The 15,683-nt window shown below is 68.8% G+C and carries 14 protein-coding genes; 11 read left to right on the forward strand and 3 right to left on the reverse strand.

Annotation, left to right across the window (positions count from 1 at the left end; genetic code table 11):
* Positions 1-6: 6 nt before the first annotated feature.
* Positions 7-609, reverse strand: coding sequence for a GNAT family N-acetyltransferase (locus tag AC1MFI_RS08470; protein ID WP_479820724.1), 603 nt, complete (start codon positions 607-609; stop codon positions 7-9).
* A 220-nt stretch (positions 610-829) separates the two neighbouring features.
* Between AC1MFI_RS08470 and AC1MFI_RS08475 the strand changes: the two genes are divergently transcribed.
* A complete protein-coding gene (locus AC1MFI_RS08475) occupies positions 830-1,408 on the forward strand; it encodes a TetR/AcrR family transcriptional regulator (RefSeq protein WP_479820725.1) in 579 nt (192 codons plus the stop codon).
* Here the strand turns inward: AC1MFI_RS08475 and AC1MFI_RS08480 are convergent.
* Complete coding sequence (locus AC1MFI_RS08480; RefSeq protein WP_479820727.1) at positions 1,396-2,067, reverse strand: TetR/AcrR family transcriptional regulator; 672 nt, start codon at positions 2,065-2,067, stop codon at positions 1,396-1,398. The genes AC1MFI_RS08475 and AC1MFI_RS08480 overlap by 13 nt on opposite strands.
* Positions 2,068-2,183: 116 nt before the next feature.
* Here AC1MFI_RS08480 and AC1MFI_RS08485 point away from each other — a divergent pair, with 116 nt between their 5' ends.
* The 5 genes from AC1MFI_RS08485 (at position 2,184) to AC1MFI_RS08505 (ending at position 7,597) form a co-directional block, all read left to right on the forward strand.
* Complete coding sequence (locus tag AC1MFI_RS08485; protein ID WP_479820831.1) at positions 2,184-3,617, forward strand: flavin monoamine oxidase family protein; 1,434 nt, start codon at positions 2,184-2,186, stop codon at positions 3,615-3,617.
* The gene (locus AC1MFI_RS08490; protein ID WP_479820728.1) at positions 3,614-4,513 is read left to right on the forward strand and encodes a universal stress protein; all 900 of its coding nucleotides are present in this window, start codon (positions 3,614-3,616) and stop codon (positions 4,511-4,513) included. Before AC1MFI_RS08485 ends, AC1MFI_RS08490 begins: the two co-directional genes overlap by 4 nt.
* A complete protein-coding gene (locus tag AC1MFI_RS08495; RefSeq protein WP_479820730.1) occupies positions 4,510-6,030 on the forward strand; it encodes an APC family permease in 1,521 nt (506 codons plus the stop codon). The genes AC1MFI_RS08490 and AC1MFI_RS08495 overlap by 4 nt, the downstream gene beginning before the upstream one ends.
* Before the next feature lie 93 nt (positions 6,031-6,123).
* Positions 6,124-6,966, forward strand: a complete 843-nt coding sequence (locus AC1MFI_RS08500; protein WP_479820731.1) for a universal stress protein — start codon at positions 6,124-6,126, stop codon at positions 6,964-6,966.
* A gap of 109 nt (positions 6,967-7,075) precedes the next feature.
* A complete protein-coding gene (locus AC1MFI_RS08505; protein WP_479820732.1) occupies positions 7,076-7,597 on the forward strand; it encodes a MarR family winged helix-turn-helix transcriptional regulator in 522 nt (173 codons plus the stop codon).
* 36 nt (positions 7,598-7,633) lie between these two features.
* On the opposite strand, the gene rarD is transcribed toward AC1MFI_RS08505, so the two are convergent.
* A complete protein-coding gene (gene rarD, locus AC1MFI_RS08510; RefSeq protein ID WP_479820733.1) occupies positions 7,634-8,668 on the reverse strand; it encodes an EamA family transporter RarD in 1,035 nt (344 codons plus the stop codon).
* A 104-nt stretch (positions 8,669-8,772) separates the two neighbouring features.
* On the opposite strand from rarD, the gene AC1MFI_RS08515 reads away from it, so the two are divergent.
* From AC1MFI_RS08515 to AC1MFI_RS08535, 5 genes are all read left to right on the forward strand, one after another.
* The gene (locus AC1MFI_RS08515; protein ID WP_479820734.1) at positions 8,773-10,194 is read left to right on the forward strand and encodes an FAD-dependent oxidoreductase; all 1,422 of its coding nucleotides are present in this window, start codon (positions 8,773-8,775) and stop codon (positions 10,192-10,194) included.
* 61 nt (positions 10,195-10,255) lie between these two features.
* Entirely contained in the window at positions 10,256-11,602 is a 1,347-nt protein-coding gene (locus AC1MFI_RS08520; protein ID WP_479820735.1) for a GAF domain-containing protein, read from the forward strand.
* A 133-nt stretch (positions 11,603-11,735) separates the two neighbouring features.
* Positions 11,736-13,562 (forward strand): M23 family metallopeptidase, encoded by a 1,827-nt coding sequence (locus tag AC1MFI_RS08525; protein WP_479820736.1) that lies wholly within the window; start codon positions 11,736-11,738, stop codon positions 13,560-13,562.
* A 137-nt stretch (positions 13,563-13,699) separates the two neighbouring features.
* On the forward strand, positions 13,700-15,223 hold the full coding sequence (gene exaC, locus AC1MFI_RS08530) for an acetaldehyde dehydrogenase ExaC (protein ID WP_479820737.1): 1,524 nt from the start codon (positions 13,700-13,702) through the stop codon (positions 15,221-15,223).
* 8 nt (positions 15,224-15,231) lie between these two features.
* Complete coding sequence (locus AC1MFI_RS08535; protein ID WP_479820738.1) at positions 15,232-15,648, forward strand: DUF779 domain-containing protein; 417 nt, start codon at positions 15,232-15,234, stop codon at positions 15,646-15,648.
* Positions 15,649-15,683 lie beyond the last annotated feature (35 nt).

Consider the following 15,683-nt stretch of genomic DNA (forward strand, 5'->3'; position numbering starts at 1 on the left):
GGGGTGTCAGCCGATCGGGATCAACGCCCGGAACCCCGGGTTGTCGGCCAGAAAGGCCTGCACGTGCCTGCAGTAGGGCACGGGGGCCAGGCGGCGGCGATGGGCGTTCAGCAGCGCTTCGCGGACGAGGACGGGTTCCAGGCCGGCCCGGCGGTGGTCGTTTCCCACGACGGTCTCCAGCAGGTGGATGCGGCCCGCCCGCATGTCGTACTTCACGTATCCGACCATGGTGCCGTCATGGAACAGCTCGAAGCGCGAGTTCAGCGGGTTGTCGCGGAACTTCTCGCGAAGCTTCACGCTCTCGGTGCGCTCGGCCGCGTGTGCCTCGCGCTCGGCGAGCACCTCGGCGACCGCCTCGTAGTCCTCCTGCACTCCGAACGGCGGATAGTCGGTATCGAGCGCGCGGTAGAGCTCGTTGCACAGGATGCGCAACTCGCGGGTGGTGACGGCGGACAGGTCATGGGGGAGATCAGGGGCCGCCGGGCCGAGGCCACCGGGGGAATCCGGTGTGGCGGCGAAATCCACAGTGTCCAGATCCGGCCACGTGCTCAGCGAGTCACGATCGGCCTGCTGGGGAGCGCTGGCCAGGGAGGGAGGGGCAACCGACATGACGAACCTCGAGGAATCAGAGAGTGATGGGCCGCTGCTTGACCGTCCTCCGACCGTAACAGTCAGCTCAGGATCCGTAAAGCTAGCCGCTCTAGCAATCAGCAGGCTCACGAGTGCGGCGCTACCTGTCCCTCCGGGATCGGGTGCCAGGTGATGTCACGGCGTGTCATTGCTGTGACATCAGGTGATGACATTTCGTGTCGTCGACTACGGTTGAGCCATGAGTCGATGGGCCCCTGATGCGGCGTTGCGCCTTGAACGTGCGGCTCTCGAACTCTTCAGCGAGGAGGGTTATACGGGTACGTCCGTGCCGGAGATCGCCGCCCGGGCGGGCCTCACCACCCGGACGTTCTTCCGCCACTTCCCGGACAAGCGCGAGGTGCTCTTCCTGCGCGAGCGGGAACTTCCCGCCGTCGTCGCAGCCCTCGTGGCCGGGGCTCCTGCATTCCTGTCGCCGCTCGGGCTCGTGATGCACGGTTTCGAGGCGATGGCAGCCGGGCCGCTCGAGGGCTGGCGGGAGGACATGCGGACGCGGCGCGCCATCATCGGCTCCGACCCGGGCCTGCGCGAGCGCGCACTGCTGAAGAATGTGCTCCTGGCAGACGTCATCACCGAGGCGCTTCTACGGCACGGTGTGGAGCGGGGTGAGGCCCGCCTGGTGGCACGCTATGCGGTCATGGTGTTCGAGCTGGCACTCACGGACTGGCTCGACACCGACGGCGCCGCCCTCGTCGATGTGCTGCACTCCACCGCATACCGGATGGGCAGGCTCGTCCGCCCTCCGCGTCAGGACGAATAGGCCGCGAGCTGCTGCCGGAGCCCTGTGATCATGCCGTCCAGGCCGGCGCGGAAGGCGGCATCCGCAGCGCGGGCGGATCCCGCGGAGTCGGTGGCGCTACGCACGGCGGAGGTGAAGAGGGGGAACTGGTCCGCCAGCGTGCCCGAGTCGAAGATGTCTCCCGGCGCGGCGACATCGAGCGCCGATCCGTAGATGAAGGACTCGAGGGCGACGATCGCCGGCACGATCCGGTCCTCGGGCCACCCCGCCTCCAGGAAGCCCCGTGCCACCTCCTCGTACATGCGCAGGGTCTCCGCGGCGTCCGTGACGGGCATGACGGCGATGACGGGCACGAGGGGTGCGTGCCGGGCGAAGACCTCCCGGTAGGACCAGGCCCACTGCCGGACCGCCTCGTCCCATGGTTCGCGGCCGAAGGCGCTGAAGTCCACCATGGTCATGACGTGGTCCTGGACCCATCCGAGGACCTCCTGCTTCGACTCGGCGTGGTTGTACAGCGCGGATGGCGCTACCCGGAGCCGCCGTGCGAGGGCTGACATGGTCAGTCCCGCATACCCTTCCGCGGCGATGAGGTCGAGTGCGGCTGCGGTGATCCGGCCCTTCGAGAGGACGCTGCGTGGAGGCCTCCCGGCGCGCCGGGGCGCAGGTGTTGCTGCGGTCATCGATCCTGCTCCCTGTTGCCGTGGCGTTAACTCTACGGGCGATCCCTTCCCTCGCCGGGCGCCCATGGCTATAGTAGGGCGAAATAATGAATGACATTCATTTTGTGGTCCGCGTCATGCGGACACGGGAGGATCACGTGGACATCTTGGAGCGCGACGTCGTCGTCATCGGAGCCGGGCCCTCGGGCCTGACCGCGGCACGGGAACTGGTGAGGGCCGGGCACACCGTGGCCGTCCTCGAGGCGCGGGACCGCGTAGGCGGGCGGACGCATACGGACATCATCGACGGCGCCGTCTTCGAGGTCGGGGGCCAGTGGGTCTCGCCGGACCAGACCGCCCTCATCGACCTCCTCGACGAGCTGGGCCTCCGAACCTTCTCCCGCTACCGTGAGGGCGACTCCGTCTATATCGGCCCCGACGGCAGACCCGTCCGCTACTCGGGAGAGATGTTCCCCGTCAGCGACTACACGCGCGAGGAGATGGAGCGGCTGATCGCCCTGCTCGACCGGCTCGTCGCCGAAGCGGGACCGGAGGCCCCCTGGAACCACCCCGATGCCCGCGCCCTCGACACCATCTCCTTCCACCACTGGCTGAGGCGGCAGTCGGACGACGAGGAGGCATGCGACAACATCGGCCTCTTCATCGCCGGCGGAATGCTGACCAAGCCCGCGCACTCCTTCTCCGCGCTGCAGGCGATCCTCATGGCCGCCACCGCCGGTTCCTTCTCGAACCTCGTGGACGAGGACTTCATCCTCGACAAGCGCGTGATCGGTGGAATGCAGTCGGTGTCGGAACGCATGGCAGCCGACCTCGGGGATTCGGTGATCCTGAACAGCCCGGTACGCACCCTGCGCTGGAGCGGGATGGACGGGCGCGGCGGCCCGGAGGGCGTCACGGTGGTCTCGGACACGACGACGGTGCACGCGCGCTACGCCGTCGTCGCCGTGCCGCCGAACCTGTACTCGCGCATCAGCTACGAGCCGCCGCTGCCACGCCGACAGCACCAGATGCACCAGCACCAGTCGCTGGGCCTGGTGATCAAGGTGCACGCCGTCTACACGACCCCGTTCTGGCGCGAGGAAGGGCTCTCGGGGACAGGCTTCAGCGCCGGGTCGGTCGTCCAGGAGGTGTACGACAACAGCAACCACGAGGATCCGCGCGGAACCCTGGTGGGCTTCGTCTCCGACGAGAAGGCGGACGCGATGTTCGAGCTCCCGCCGCACGAGCGTCGCGAACGCATCCTCGCGTCCATCGCAGGCTTCCTGGGCCCGCAGGCACTCGAGCCGGAGGTGTACTACGAATCCGACTGGGCGTCCGAGGAATGGACACGCGGCGCCTACGCCTCGAGCTACGACCTCGGTGGCCTGCACCGGTACGGACGTGACCAGCGCACCCCGGTGGGCCCCATCTACTGGTCATGCTCCGACATCGCCGCGGAGGGCTACCAGCACGTCGACGGGGCCATCCGCATGGGGCAGCGCACCGCCGCCGCTATCCACGAGGTCCTGACCCCGGGCCTGCAGTCCGCCGGCACCACCAAGGAGGCATGAGCATGCGCTACATCGTCGGCTACACCGCGGACGAGCGCGGGCACGACGCCGTCTGCCTGGCCGTCGCGCTCGCACGGCGCCAGGACGCCACGCTGGACCTCGTGCTCGTCACCCCCGAGCACTCGCTCTACGCGGGCACCTACCCGCCGGACAAGAGCTTCGACACCCTCCTGACCGCCCAGATGCAGGAGTGGCTGGACCAGGGCCTCGCGCTCGTACCCGACGACGTGACGGCCCGCGGCGTGGTGGTCCGCGCCGAATCGAATGCCGAGGGCCTCATTCAGGCGGCGGAGGACACCGAAGCCTCGCTCATCGTGATCGGGGCCAGTTCCCGCGGCCTGGCCGGCCGCTTCAACATCGGCAACGTCGCCCGCAGCCTGCTCCACGCGTCCCCCGTCCCGGTCGCCCTCGCACCCAGGGCGTACCGGCGGACGGAGCCCGTCACGCGCCTCACCTGCGCGGTCGGGCGCCGGGCAGGGGCCGACGACGTCGTCGCCGTGGCGGTGTCCTCGGCGCAGCGCCGCGGTCTGCCCCTGCGGCTCGTGTCCCTCGTCGCGCTCGACTCCGGTCAGCCCGACCCGGACGGCGCCGAGGACGAGGCGAACCGCCGGCTGGCGGAGGCCGCATCGTCGCTGGCCGCAGGCGGACGCGTGAGTGTCGAGACGGCGCGCGGTGATTCCGTCGAGGAGGCCGTCGAGGCCCTGTCCTGGGACGAGGGGGAGGTGCTGCTGGTCGGCTCGAGCCGCCTCGCGCAGCACATGCGCATCTTCCTCGGCTCCACGGCCAACAAGATCCTGCGTACGCTGACCATCCCCATGGTCGTCGTCCCGCGTACGTACGCAACGCCCGGCACCACTTCCGGCCCGGGCGCCTTACCCACAGAGGCGGACGCATGAGTATCGACGAGACAACACAAAGGGGAACAGGGCTCAGCAGGAAGGGCCTGGACTCAGGGACGGTGGGCCTGCTGGGCGCCGTCGTCATCGGGGTGTCCTGCGTGGCACCCGCCTACACCCTCACCGCGGCCCTCGGGCCCACGGTGGCGGAGGTCGGGGTGAACCTGCCGGCCATCTTCCTGGTGGGATTCATCCCCATGCTGCTCGTGGCCCTCGGCTACCGTGAGCTGAACAGCGCCATGCCCGACTCCGGGACGTCCTTCACCTGGGCCACGCGCGCCTTCGGGCCGTGGGTGGGCTGGATGGGCGGGTGGGGCCTCATCGCCGCCACCGTGATCGTGCTGTCCAACCTCGCCGCCGTGGCGGTGGACTTCTTCTACCTGATGCTCTCGCAGCTGATGAACGACCCCGCGATCGCGGACCTCACGCTCAACCTCCCGCTGAACATCGCCACCACTCTCGTGTTCATCGCCCTCGCGTGCTATGTGTCCTACCGCGGCATGGAGGCCACCAAGACCGTCCAGTACGTGCTGGTCTCCTTCCAGCTCGTTGTCCTCGCATGGTTCGCGATCGCGGCCTTCGTCCATGTGGCCAACGGCACCGCCTTCGACGCGACGAGTATCAGCGCCGACTGGTTCAACCCGTTCGCGGTCGGCTCCTTCTCCGCCTTCGCCGCGGGCGTCTCGCTCTCGATCTTCATCTACTGGGGCTGGGACGTGACCCTCACGATGAACGAGGAGACCACCAATTCGAAGAAGACGCCGGGCCGGGCAGGTGCGCTGACCGTCGTCGTCATCGTGGTCATCTACCTCACGGTCGCGCTCGCGACCCTCGCCTTCGCAGGCGTGGGCGACGGCGAACTCGGCGCCGGGAACCCGGACAACCAGGAGAGCATCTTCGCGACGCTCGCCGGGCCGGTGATGGGCCCGTTCGCCATCCTGATGTCCATGGCCGTCCTGAGCTCCTCCGCCGCGTCCCTGCAGTCCACGTTCGTCTCCCCGGCCCGCACGCTGCTCGCCATGGGCCACTACAAGGCCCTGCCCAAGGGCTACGGGCGCATCAGCCCGCAGTACAAGTCGCCGAGCTACGCCACCGTCGCGGCGGCAGCGGCCGCCGCCGGGTTCTACGTGTTCACACGGGTGGTGTCGGAGAACGCGCTCTGGGACACCATCACGGCGCTCGGCCTGATGATCTGCTTCTACTACGGCATCACCGCGCTGGCCTGTGTCTGGTACTTCCGCGCACAGGCCTTCTCGTCCGCGCGGAACATGGTCTTCCGCTTCCTGGCGCCCCTGCTCGGCGGGGTCATCCTGATGGTCATGTTCTTCAAGACCGCCGTCGATTCGATGGACCCCGCGTACGGCTCCGGTTCGGAACTGTTCGGGATCGGCATGGTGTTCATCCTCGGGATCGGCGTGATCCTCCTGGGAGCCGTACTGATGCTGGTCTGGTCGCGCATCAACCCGGCCTTCTTCCGGCAGGAAGTGCTCACGCAGGGGTCCGCCCCGCAGGAGTAGCGGTCCGGCCGGCAGGCGCTGCGCTAGAGTGGACCGACTCTGCGGCGCCTGTCGGCCAGGCTGCTGCGCATCCCAACGAGGCAGAGGAGATCCGTGCGCTACGTCGTCGGCTACACCGAGAACGACCGCGGGCAGGACGCCCTGGAACTGGCCACCTCGCTGGCCCTCACGCAGTCCGCTGCGATCGACCTCGTGACGGTCCTCGACTGGCCGCAGGACGGCAGCATGGCGCCGGGCGGGCGGAGGGCCCAGGAGGCGCTCGACCGGGCGGCGCAGGGCGTGCCCGACGGCGTCGAGGTCACCACGCACGTCCGCCTCGCCGATTCGTTCGCCCAGGGGCTGCTCGAGGTGGCGGACGAGATCGACGCAGGCCTGATCGTGATCGGTGCCTCCAGCAACGGCCTTCTCCGCCGCTTCACCGTGGGCAGCGTCGCCAATGCAGTACTCCACAGTTCCCGCGTTCCCGTGGCGCTCGCGCCGCGCGGCTACCGCCACCGGGCCACCTTCAGCCGGATGACCTGTGCCGTCGGAGCGCGGGCCGGTGCGGAGGCCGTGCTCGATGTCGCCGTCGAGTCCGCGGCCCGCCGCGGACTGCCCCTGCGTCTGATCTCGCTCGTCGCACTCGACGTCCACGAGGCCGCGGATTCCGGCGAGGCGATCAACAAGGCGCACCAGCATGCACATTCGGTGCTCGCCCGCGCCGTGGAGCAGCTGCCCACGGGGCACGAGGCCTCCATCATCGTGGCGCACGGGCGCACGATCGAAGAGGCCATCGACGACATCGAGTGGGATGCCGGCGAGCTCGTCATCGTCGGATCGAGCCGCCTCGCCCAGCACCGCCAGATCTTCCTGGGAGCGACGGCGAACAAGATGCTGCGGGCCCTGCCCGTGCCGATGGTCGTGGTGCCCCGCGACTGGGTGCGCACCGCCGGCTGACGTCCGGAGCGCGGGGCGGCTGCGAGGCGTCCGGCCCGGACCTGCGTCACGGTAGGTAATGCGGGCGATTTCGGGTCCGGACGCCCCTCTACGTGCCTACTATTCGGCCATGGGAGGACACGAAGGCAGCGCAGACCCATCCCGTCGCGCCGTGCTCGACGTCGTCGAGGAGAAGGCCGCAGCGATGTGCCGCAACGAGCAGCTCGTCTGCTGGACGCTCGCCCGCGGGATCGATGGGGCGATGGAGCCCGGCGCCTACAGCGTGCTCTCCGCCGTTCGCATGCTGGGTTCCTCCAGGGTGACGGACCTGGCCGCGACACTCGGCATGGGCAAGCCGGCCGTCAGCGGACATGTTGCTGCGCTGCAGCGTCTCGGCCTCGTGGAGCGCGGGAACACGGGCGACGACGAGCGTTCGCACCCCGTCACGCTGACGGAGGAGGGGACCCGGCGCGTCGACCGCGCACGTGAGCGCAGGCGCACGCACTTCCGCAGGCAGCTCGAGGGCTGGGACCGGGCCGACGTCGTCGAGCTCGTAGGCCTCCTCTCGCGTTTCAACGCGGCCTATCTGAGCGCCGAGGTCCCCGACGGCCCGGTCACCTCGCCGGTCGCGCTGCCCCCAGCGGGGCGATGATCCGCGGCTGATCCGTGTCGGCAGGGCCGGCGGTCGTCAGGCAGCCGTGACTGCCGGCTCCGGTGCCTCGGCGAGCCGGGGCTGGCGGCGCACGGTCCGCAGCATGTCGATGGTCAGCAGGATCAGGCCCACCCACACGAGGCCGAAACCGATCCACCGCTCGAACGGCATCTCCTCCTTCAGGACCAGCAGGGCCAGCAGGAACTGGAGGACGGGGGCGAGGTACTGCAGGAGTCCGATCGTGGTCAGCGGGAGCCTGCGCGCGGCAGCCCCGAAGAAGATCAGGGGCACCGCGGTGATGACGCCGGAGGCGACCATGATCCAGAAGTGGCCCGGCCCCTCGCTCAGCAGGGTCGCGCCGCCGGTCGAGCTGAGCCAGAGCATCACCCCGACGGCGATCGGCGTCAGCACCACCGTCTCGATGCTGAGGCTCGAGACGGCGTCAACGCGCGAACCCACCTTCTTCTTCACGAAGCCGTACAGCCCGAAGGAGAAGGCGAGCGTCAGTGCGATCCAGGGCACGGCCCCGTACCCGACGGCCAGGACGACCACCGCGAGGACCCCCATGCCGATCGCGGTCCACTGCAGCGGACGCAGTTTCTCACGCAGCACGATCACGCCCAGCAGGACGGAGACGATCGGGTTGATGAAGTAGCCCAGGGAGGCCTCGATGGCTTGACCGGAGGTCACTCCATAGGTGTAGACCAGCCAGTTGACGGCGATCAGCAGCGCCGCGACCGTCAGCGTCCCCACGATCCGCGGGGTGCGCAAGGCTGTCAGCACCGGTCGCCAGGAGCGCATGGCGGTCAGCAGGAGTGTGCAGAAGATGAGGGACCAGACCACCCGGTTCGCCACGATCTCGACGGGCCCGGCCGGCGCAAGGATCAGGAAGTAGAGCGGCAGCAGGCCCCACAGCCCGTAGGCGCTGATCCCGAAGAGGATGCCGACGGAGTTCTCGCTCCGTGCCGGACGACTGCCTTCCGCACCTGTTCCACTCACGAGGTCCGGAACGGGCCGGGTGGAGCCTTTATTCCCCGCCTCCACGGAGTGGGACGAGGAGATCCCTGCCACTGTTTTCGACTGTGCTGCCCGACGGCATTTAGAATAGGGAAGTGTGCGCTTATTCTGCGCCGCTGTTTCCACCAGGAGCATTCCACCGGGAAGAAGGCTAATCAGTGTCTACCTCAGCTGCGGCACGACCGCTGCGGGTCGCGATCATCGGCGCCGGTCCGGCAGGCGTCTATGCCGCCGACATCCTGACGAAGTCCAACGAGGTCCAGGGCGGCGATTTCGCCGTCAGTATCGACCTGTTCGACCAGTACCCGGCACCGTACGGCCTGATCCGCTACGGGGTTGCTCCTGACCACCCCCGCATCAAGGGGATCGTCAACGCGCTCCACAAGGTGCTGGACCGCGGGGACATCCGTTTCCTCGGCAACGTGAACTACGGGCAGGACCTCACCCTGTCCGACTTCCGCCGCTTCTACGACGCCGTGATCTTCGCGACCGGCGCTATCAAGGACGCGGACCTGAACATCCCGGGCATCGGCCTGGAGGGCTCCTTCGGCGGCGCCGACTTCGTCTCCTGGTACGACGGGCACCCGGACGTGAGCCGTGAGTGGCCGCTCGAGGCCAGGGAGATCGCCGTGATCGGCAACGGCAACGTGGCCCTGGACGTCGCGCGCATCCTTTCGAAGCACGCCGACGACCTGCTGTCCACGGAGATCCCGGACAACGTCTACCAGGGACTCAAGGCCTCTCCCGTCACGGACGTCCACGTCTTCGGTCGCCGTGGGCCCGCACAGGTGAAGTTCACGCCGCTCGAACTGCGGGAACTCTCGCACTCGCGCGACGTCGATATCGTGCTCTATCCCGAGGACTTCGACTTCGACGCGGGCTCCGAGGAGCAGATCGCAACGAACAACCAGACCAAGACGATGGTCAAGACGCTCACCAACTGGCTCGTCGAGGACGAGCCGAGCGGGGCATCGCGCCGACTGCACCTCCACTTCCTGCACTCGCCCGTCGAGATCTACGACGCGCCCGAGACGCCGGGCAGGGTCGCGGGCATGAAGTTCGAGCGCACGGAGCTGACCGGCGACGGGAATGTCCGTGGAACGGGAGAGACCATCGACTACCCCGTGCAGGCCGTCTACCGCGCCATCGGCTACTTCGGGTCAGAGCTTCCGGAGGTGGGCTTCGATGAGAAGCGCGGCGTCATCCCCAATGAGGGAGGCCGCGTGATCGACGAGGAGGGGAAGCCCGTACCGGGCATCTATGCCACGGGCTGGATCAAGCGCGGCCCCGTCGGGCTCATCGGGCACACGAAGGGCGATGCGCTCGAGACCATCGGGTTCCTCCTCGAGGACCGGCTGAACCTCCCTCCCGCCGAGGACCCGTCCGAGGACGCCATCATCAACCTCCTCGAAGAGCGCGGCGTGCGCTACACAACCTGGGACGGTTGGCTGAAGCTGGACGCCCACGAGTTGAAGCTCGGCTCCAACTTCGTCAACACCTCGGGCAACGCCGAACTCGTCCGCGAGCGCGTGAAGCTCGTTCCCCGCGACGACATGGTGACCATTTCTCGCGGTGAATAGTCCCGCTACACTGTGACCTGTCCCACGCCCCACGCGGGACAGGTCACGAAGCGGAGTGCCGATGTCGCCGTCCCGTTCGATCCCTGTAGCGGAGCTCTCCTCCGAGGTGCTGCAGCGGAAGGCCCTCGCCGCGCACGAAGCCCTGGGCCAGGGTACGAGCGTCGGCAGCAACCTCCGTGGCATGGTCCACGAATCCTGGCTCAGGTCGCTGGCCTCGCTCCCTAGCCCCGCCACGGCGCGGGCGAGGCTGTTCTGCTCGGAAGAGGAGCTCGAGGCCTACCGCCAGGGCCACCCGCTCGCCGCGATCATGCCCGTGATCGACCGCCTCCTGGTGCGGCCCAGCCTCGAGTCCGGGATGCTCGTGGCGGTCGGCGACGAGAACGGCCGGCTCCTGTGGGTGGAGGGTGACCGCGACCTGCGCCGCCGGGCCGAGGGCATGATGTTCATGGCCGGAGCCGACTGGTCGGAGGCGACCGTCGGCACGAGTGCGCCGGGTACCGCGCTGGCGCTCCAGCGCAGCGTCCAGATCGCGGGTGCCGAGCACTTCAGCCCGCAGGCCCATCCCTGGAGCTGCACCGCGGTTCCGCTCCACGACCCGGACTCCGGTACGGTACTCGGCGTCATCGACATCACCGGGTCGTCGGAGGCCGTCGCCACCCACACGCTGTCCCTCGTGGAGGCCGCGGTCGCAGCGGCGGAGGCCCACCTCAGCATCCATCGCCTCCAGAGCCGCCTCCCGAGGAGGAAGCGGCCGGCGCGCACGCCGGCCATCCTCTACCGGAACAGCCTGCAGATCCTGGGCACGGACCATGGGATCGTCCATGCCGGGAGCAGCTCGCTGGAACTCAGCCTCCGCCATGCCGAACTGCTCACCCTGCTGGCACTGCACCCCGAAGGGCTCACGGCGGACCAGCTGGCCATCATGGCGTACCCGGAGGACGCCTCCGATATCACCGTCCGGGCCGAGATGCTGCGGTTGCGCAGGGTGCTGGCGGGTCACGGCGAGGGGGTCGTGCCGCAGTCCCGGCCGTACCGGCTGCCGTCCGAGCTGGTCGTCGATGCCGTGCAGGTCCTGAACTACCTCCACCGCGGTGCCCATCGCATGGCGCTCGGCATCTACCGCGGCGCGGTCCTTCCCCGGTCGCAGGCTCCCGCCATCGTGCGGCTCCGCGGTGACGTGTCGGCCCTCCTGCGGGAGGCGGTCCTCAATGACGGGGCGCCCGAGACAGTCCTGCAGTACCTGACGCTCGCCGAGGCGGAGTACGACACCGAGGCATGGCAATGGGCGCTGCGGGTGCTGCCCCAACGCTCGCCCCGGCGCGCCGCCGTCGTCGCGCACTGCGAATGGCTCGAGGCGGAACTCGCCCCTTCAGCCGCTGTCCGCCCGAGCAATCCGAAATTTTGTTAGCGAACCGCGATAATCCCTCGCGACCCTGCTGTGATCGGGCTAACGTTGTGAGCGGTGACCGGAGGCCTTCCGTGGCAGCGACCTCCGTCGCTCCGGCGTACCAGGGGCACCGCATCGACAAGGGGATTTTTTCGTGACGCAGGCTGGACAGCACTCGGGCACCGCACGGGTGCACGGGCGTATCGACCGTTCATCCCGCGCGAAGATGAATGCAAGCCTGGCGATGATCGTCTGTTTCGTCGGGTTCCAGGGAATCGTTCCGCAGTCCTGGGAGCCGGCGTCCGCGCTGTCACCCTCGGGCCAGCGCGAGTCGAGCGGTCTGCTCCAGGGAGAGGACTCCCGTCCTACAGGGATCGTCGGTCCGTCCCTCCTGGCGCCGCCGGACAGCCTCGACGCCACGACACCGCGGGCCGGTACCGTTCCGAAGGCCGACGCGACTGCTGGCGGCCCAGGGGCTGCAGCCGGCGCGAGCCCGAATCGACCTGCGGAGGGCGATCTCCTAGCGCCGCTGGACGGGCTCGCCCCGACCTCCTCCTTCGGTCTACGTACCAGCCCCATCACGGGCGAGGCAGGGGAGTTCCACACGGGCCAGGACTACGCCGCCCCCTGCGGCACCCCCGTCTTCGTCGCGGACTCCGGCACCGTGCGGGCTGTCGGCTGGCACCAGTGGGGCGGCGGCAACCGCGTGGAGGTGGATCATGGGAACGGCCTCATCACGAGCTACAACCACCTGCAGGGCATCTCGGTCGTCGCGGGAGAGACCGTCAGGGGCGGAGACCCGATCGCGGAAGTCGGCACAACCGGCTCCTCCACCGGCTGCCACCTGCATTTCGAGACCATCCTCCACGGCGAGCACGTCGACCCGCTGCGCTGGAAGCTGGTCCCCACCGAGCACGGAGTCCGCAAGGGCGAGCTGAAGGATTACACGCCCGGCGGCAGCGGCGCCGCCGATGTACCGGCGTGGGCCCGGTCCTCCACGCGCTCCGACCAGCACGTCCCGGTTCCTGCCACCGACACGTTCGCCGAGGCTTTTTCCGGATCGGACGGCGGTTCCGCCGCCGGCTCGGACGCCGGCCGACAGCCTTCCGATCCGACGCCTCCGGTTCCTCCGACGCCTCCGACGCCTCCGCGAGGTTCGTCCTCCGGTCCCGGTCCGCTCACTCCTCCGGCGCCTGAGGGTGGCACGCCTCCTGATAGGACGCCGGGCGTGGTGTCTCCGGGTGGGGCTGAGGGTGGCACGCCTCCTGATAGGACGCCGGGCGTGGTGTCTCCGGGTGGGGCTGAGGGTGGCACGCCTCCTGATAGGACGCCGGGCGTGGTGTCTCCGGGTGGGGCTGAGGGTGGCACGCCTCCTGATAGGACGCCGGGCGTGGTGTCTCCTCCGGCGCCTGAGGGTGGCACGCCGGGCGCAACTTCCCCGGTCACGGTCGACCCGGATCCGACGGATCCCCCTGCGGATCCCATCGATCCGGACCCTGGTACGTCGTGCGACACGGATCCGTCTATGCCGGATTCGCCGACTCTGGATTCAGTGACGCCGGATTCGGTGACTCCCTCCTCTGGAGGGGCACTCGTGCCGCAGCCGAACACTCCCGCGCCGGAGGTGGAACCTGCGCCGGGCACCGAGCCTGCGCCGGGTACCCAGCCGCAGCCGCACACTCCCGCGCCGGAGGTGGAACCTGCGCCGGGCACCGAGCCGGCGCCGGGTACCCAGCCGCAGCCGCACACTCCCGCGCCGGAGGTGGAGCCTGCGCCGGGCACGGAGCCTGCGCCGGGTACGGAGCCGGCCGTAGGCGAGGACGTGGATCCGACCTGCGGCGAGTCCGGCGTGCCGTCCGAGCCCGCGCCGGGCAACGACCCCGCAGCGACTCCTGTGCCGGCTGCCGGTGAGGAACCGGGGCTGCCCGCACCGTCCCAGCCGACGGAGGGTGCAGTAGCGCCCGCGCGCGAACAGGGGTAGGGCGGCTGCAGCTAGGGCGGTGGACGGGGACCGCCAGGGCCTCGGCTCCCATGCAACGTCGATGCAACCATGTGGCTCCTAGTGTGGGCACCAGGGACGACGACGTCCCGCATCCACGGAGTTCAAGGAGTTCGACGATGACTGTTTACGCCCAGCCTGGCCAGGATGGATCGAAGGTCAGCTTCAAGCCGAGGTACGAGAACTGGATCGGCGGTGAGTGGGCTCCACCCATCAAGGGCCAGTACTTCGAGAACATCTCCCCGGTGACCGGCAAGCCCTTCTGCGAGGTGGCCCGCGGTACCGCCGAGGACATCGAACTGGCGCTGGACGCCGCGCACAAGGCCGCACCCTCCTGGGGCAAAACCTCCGCCGCAGAGCGGGCCATGGTGCTCAACCGGATCGCGGACCGTATGGAGGAGAACCTCGAGATGCTCGCGGTGGCGGACACCTGGGACAACGGGAAGCCCGTCCGGGAGACCCTCGCCGCGGACATCCCCCTCGCCATCGACCACTTCCGGTACTTCGCCGCGGCCATCCGCGCCCAGGAGGGCCAGCTGTCCCAGCTGGACGAGGACATGACGGCCTACCACTACCGTGAGCCGCTCGGCGTCGTCGGGCAGATCATCCCGTGGAACTTCCCGATCCTCATGGCGACGTGGAAGCTCGCCCCCGCGATCGCCGCCGGAAACGCCGTCGTGCTCAAGCCGGCGGAGCAGACGCCGTCGTCGATCCTCGTCCTCATGGAGCTCATCAGCGACATCCTGCCGGCGGGTGTGGTGAACGTCGTCAACGGGTTCGGCGTCGAGGCCGGGAAGCCGCTCGCGTCGAGCAAGCGCATCCGCAAGATCGCATTCACCGGTGAGACGACCACCGGCCGCCTCATCAGCCAGTACGCGAGCCAGAACCTCATCCCCGTCACGCTGGAGCTCGGCGGCAAGAGCCCGAACATCTTCTTCTCCGACGTCGCGGACGATGACGACGCGTTCTACGACAAGGCACTGGAGGGCTTCGCGCTCTTCGCGCTGAACCAGGGCGAGGTCTGCACGTGTCCCTCCCGCGCGCTCGTGCAGGAATCGATCTACGACTCGTTCATGGCCGATGCCATCGCCCGGGTGGAGAAGATGGTGCAGGGCAACCCGCTGGACACGGACACGCAGGTGGGCGCCCAGGCCTCGAACGACCAGCTCGAGAAGATCCTCTCCTACATGGACATCGGCCGCCAGGAGGGCGCCAGGGTCCTCACCGGCGGCGAGCGGAACATGCTCGGCGGCGATCTCGCCGAGGGCTACTACGTGAAGCCCACCGTCTTCGAGGGCACCAACAGCATGCGGGTGTTCCAGGAGGAGATCTTCGGCCCGGTGGTCTCGGTGACCCGGTTCACCGACTACGCAGAGGCCCTGGAGATCGCCAACGACACCCTGTACGGCCTCGGGGCCGGTGTGTGGTCGCGGAACGGCAACGTCGCCTATCGCGCCGGTCGCGAGATCCAGGCCGGCAGGGTCTGGGTGAACAACTATCACGCCTACCCGGCGGGAGCTGCGTTCGGCGGGTACAAGTCCTCGGGCATCGGCCGCGAGAACCATGCCATGATGCTCGATCACTACCAGCAGACCAAGAACCTGCTGGTCAGCTACTCCGAGTCCAAGCTCGGGTTCTTCTAGGTGATGCCATGACCGTCGAAGCCTCGGTGACCATCCCGGGCGAGACCGTCTCACGGGTGGCGCTGACGGACAGCGCCGTCGAGCTGCTGGACAAACTGTGGCTCCTCCACGGGCCGCTGATGTTCCATCAGTCCGGCGGGTGCTGCGACGGCTCGTCGCCGATGTGTTACCCGGCGGGGGAGTTCATCACGGCGGAGGCGGATGTGCTGCTCGGGATCCTGGACGTCACGACCCGCCCCCACGGGGCTGAGGACGATCCACCCGCGGGCGAGCGGCTCATCGAGTTCTGGATGTCGCGGGAGCAGTTCGAGTACTGGCGCCATACGCATCTGACGGTCGACGTGGTGCCGGGGCGGGGGAGCGGGTTCTCCGTCGAGGCGCCCGAGGGCAAGCGGTTCCTCATCCGCTCGAGGCTGATGGGCTAGTTGGAGGAGGGGGCCGGTTCGAACTGGTCCCCTCT

Source organism: Arthrobacter sp. BC5, assembly GCF_056680255.1.

What these genes read in the sequence shown, in the direction of transcription:
- AC1MFI_RS08470 (WP_479820724.1), bottom strand. Translation starts at nt 609, where the DNA reads ATGTCGGTTGCCCCTCCCTCCCTGGCCAGCGCTCCCCAGCAGGCCGAT.
- AC1MFI_RS08475 (WP_479820725.1), top strand. Translation starts at nt 830, where the DNA reads ATGAGTCGATGGGCCCCTGATGCGGCGTTGCGCCTTGAACGTGCGGCT.
- AC1MFI_RS08480 (WP_479820727.1), bottom strand. Translation starts at nt 2,067, where the DNA reads ATGACCGCAGCAACACCTGCGCCCCGGCGCGCCGGGAGGCCTCCACGC.
- AC1MFI_RS08485 (WP_479820831.1), top strand. Translation starts at nt 2,184, where the DNA reads ATGCGGACACGGGAGGATCACGTGGACATCTTGGAGCGCGACGTCGTC.
- AC1MFI_RS08490 (WP_479820728.1), top strand. Translation starts at nt 3,614, where the DNA reads ATGAGCATGCGCTACATCGTCGGCTACACCGCGGACGAGCGCGGGCAC.
- AC1MFI_RS08495 (WP_479820730.1), top strand. Translation starts at nt 4,510, where the DNA reads ATGAGTATCGACGAGACAACACAAAGGGGAACAGGGCTCAGCAGGAAG.
- AC1MFI_RS08505 (WP_479820732.1), top strand. Translation starts at nt 7,076, where the DNA reads ATGGGAGGACACGAAGGCAGCGCAGACCCATCCCGTCGCGCCGTGCTC.
- AC1MFI_RS08520 (WP_479820735.1), top strand. Translation starts at nt 10,256, where the DNA reads ATGTCGCCGTCCCGTTCGATCCCTGTAGCGGAGCTCTCCTCCGAGGTG.
- exaC (WP_479820737.1), top strand. Translation starts at nt 13,700, where the DNA reads ATGACTGTTTACGCCCAGCCTGGCCAGGATGGATCGAAGGTCAGCTTC.
- AC1MFI_RS08535 (WP_479820738.1), top strand. Translation starts at nt 15,232, where the DNA reads ATGACCGTCGAAGCCTCGGTGACCATCCCGGGCGAGACCGTCTCACGG.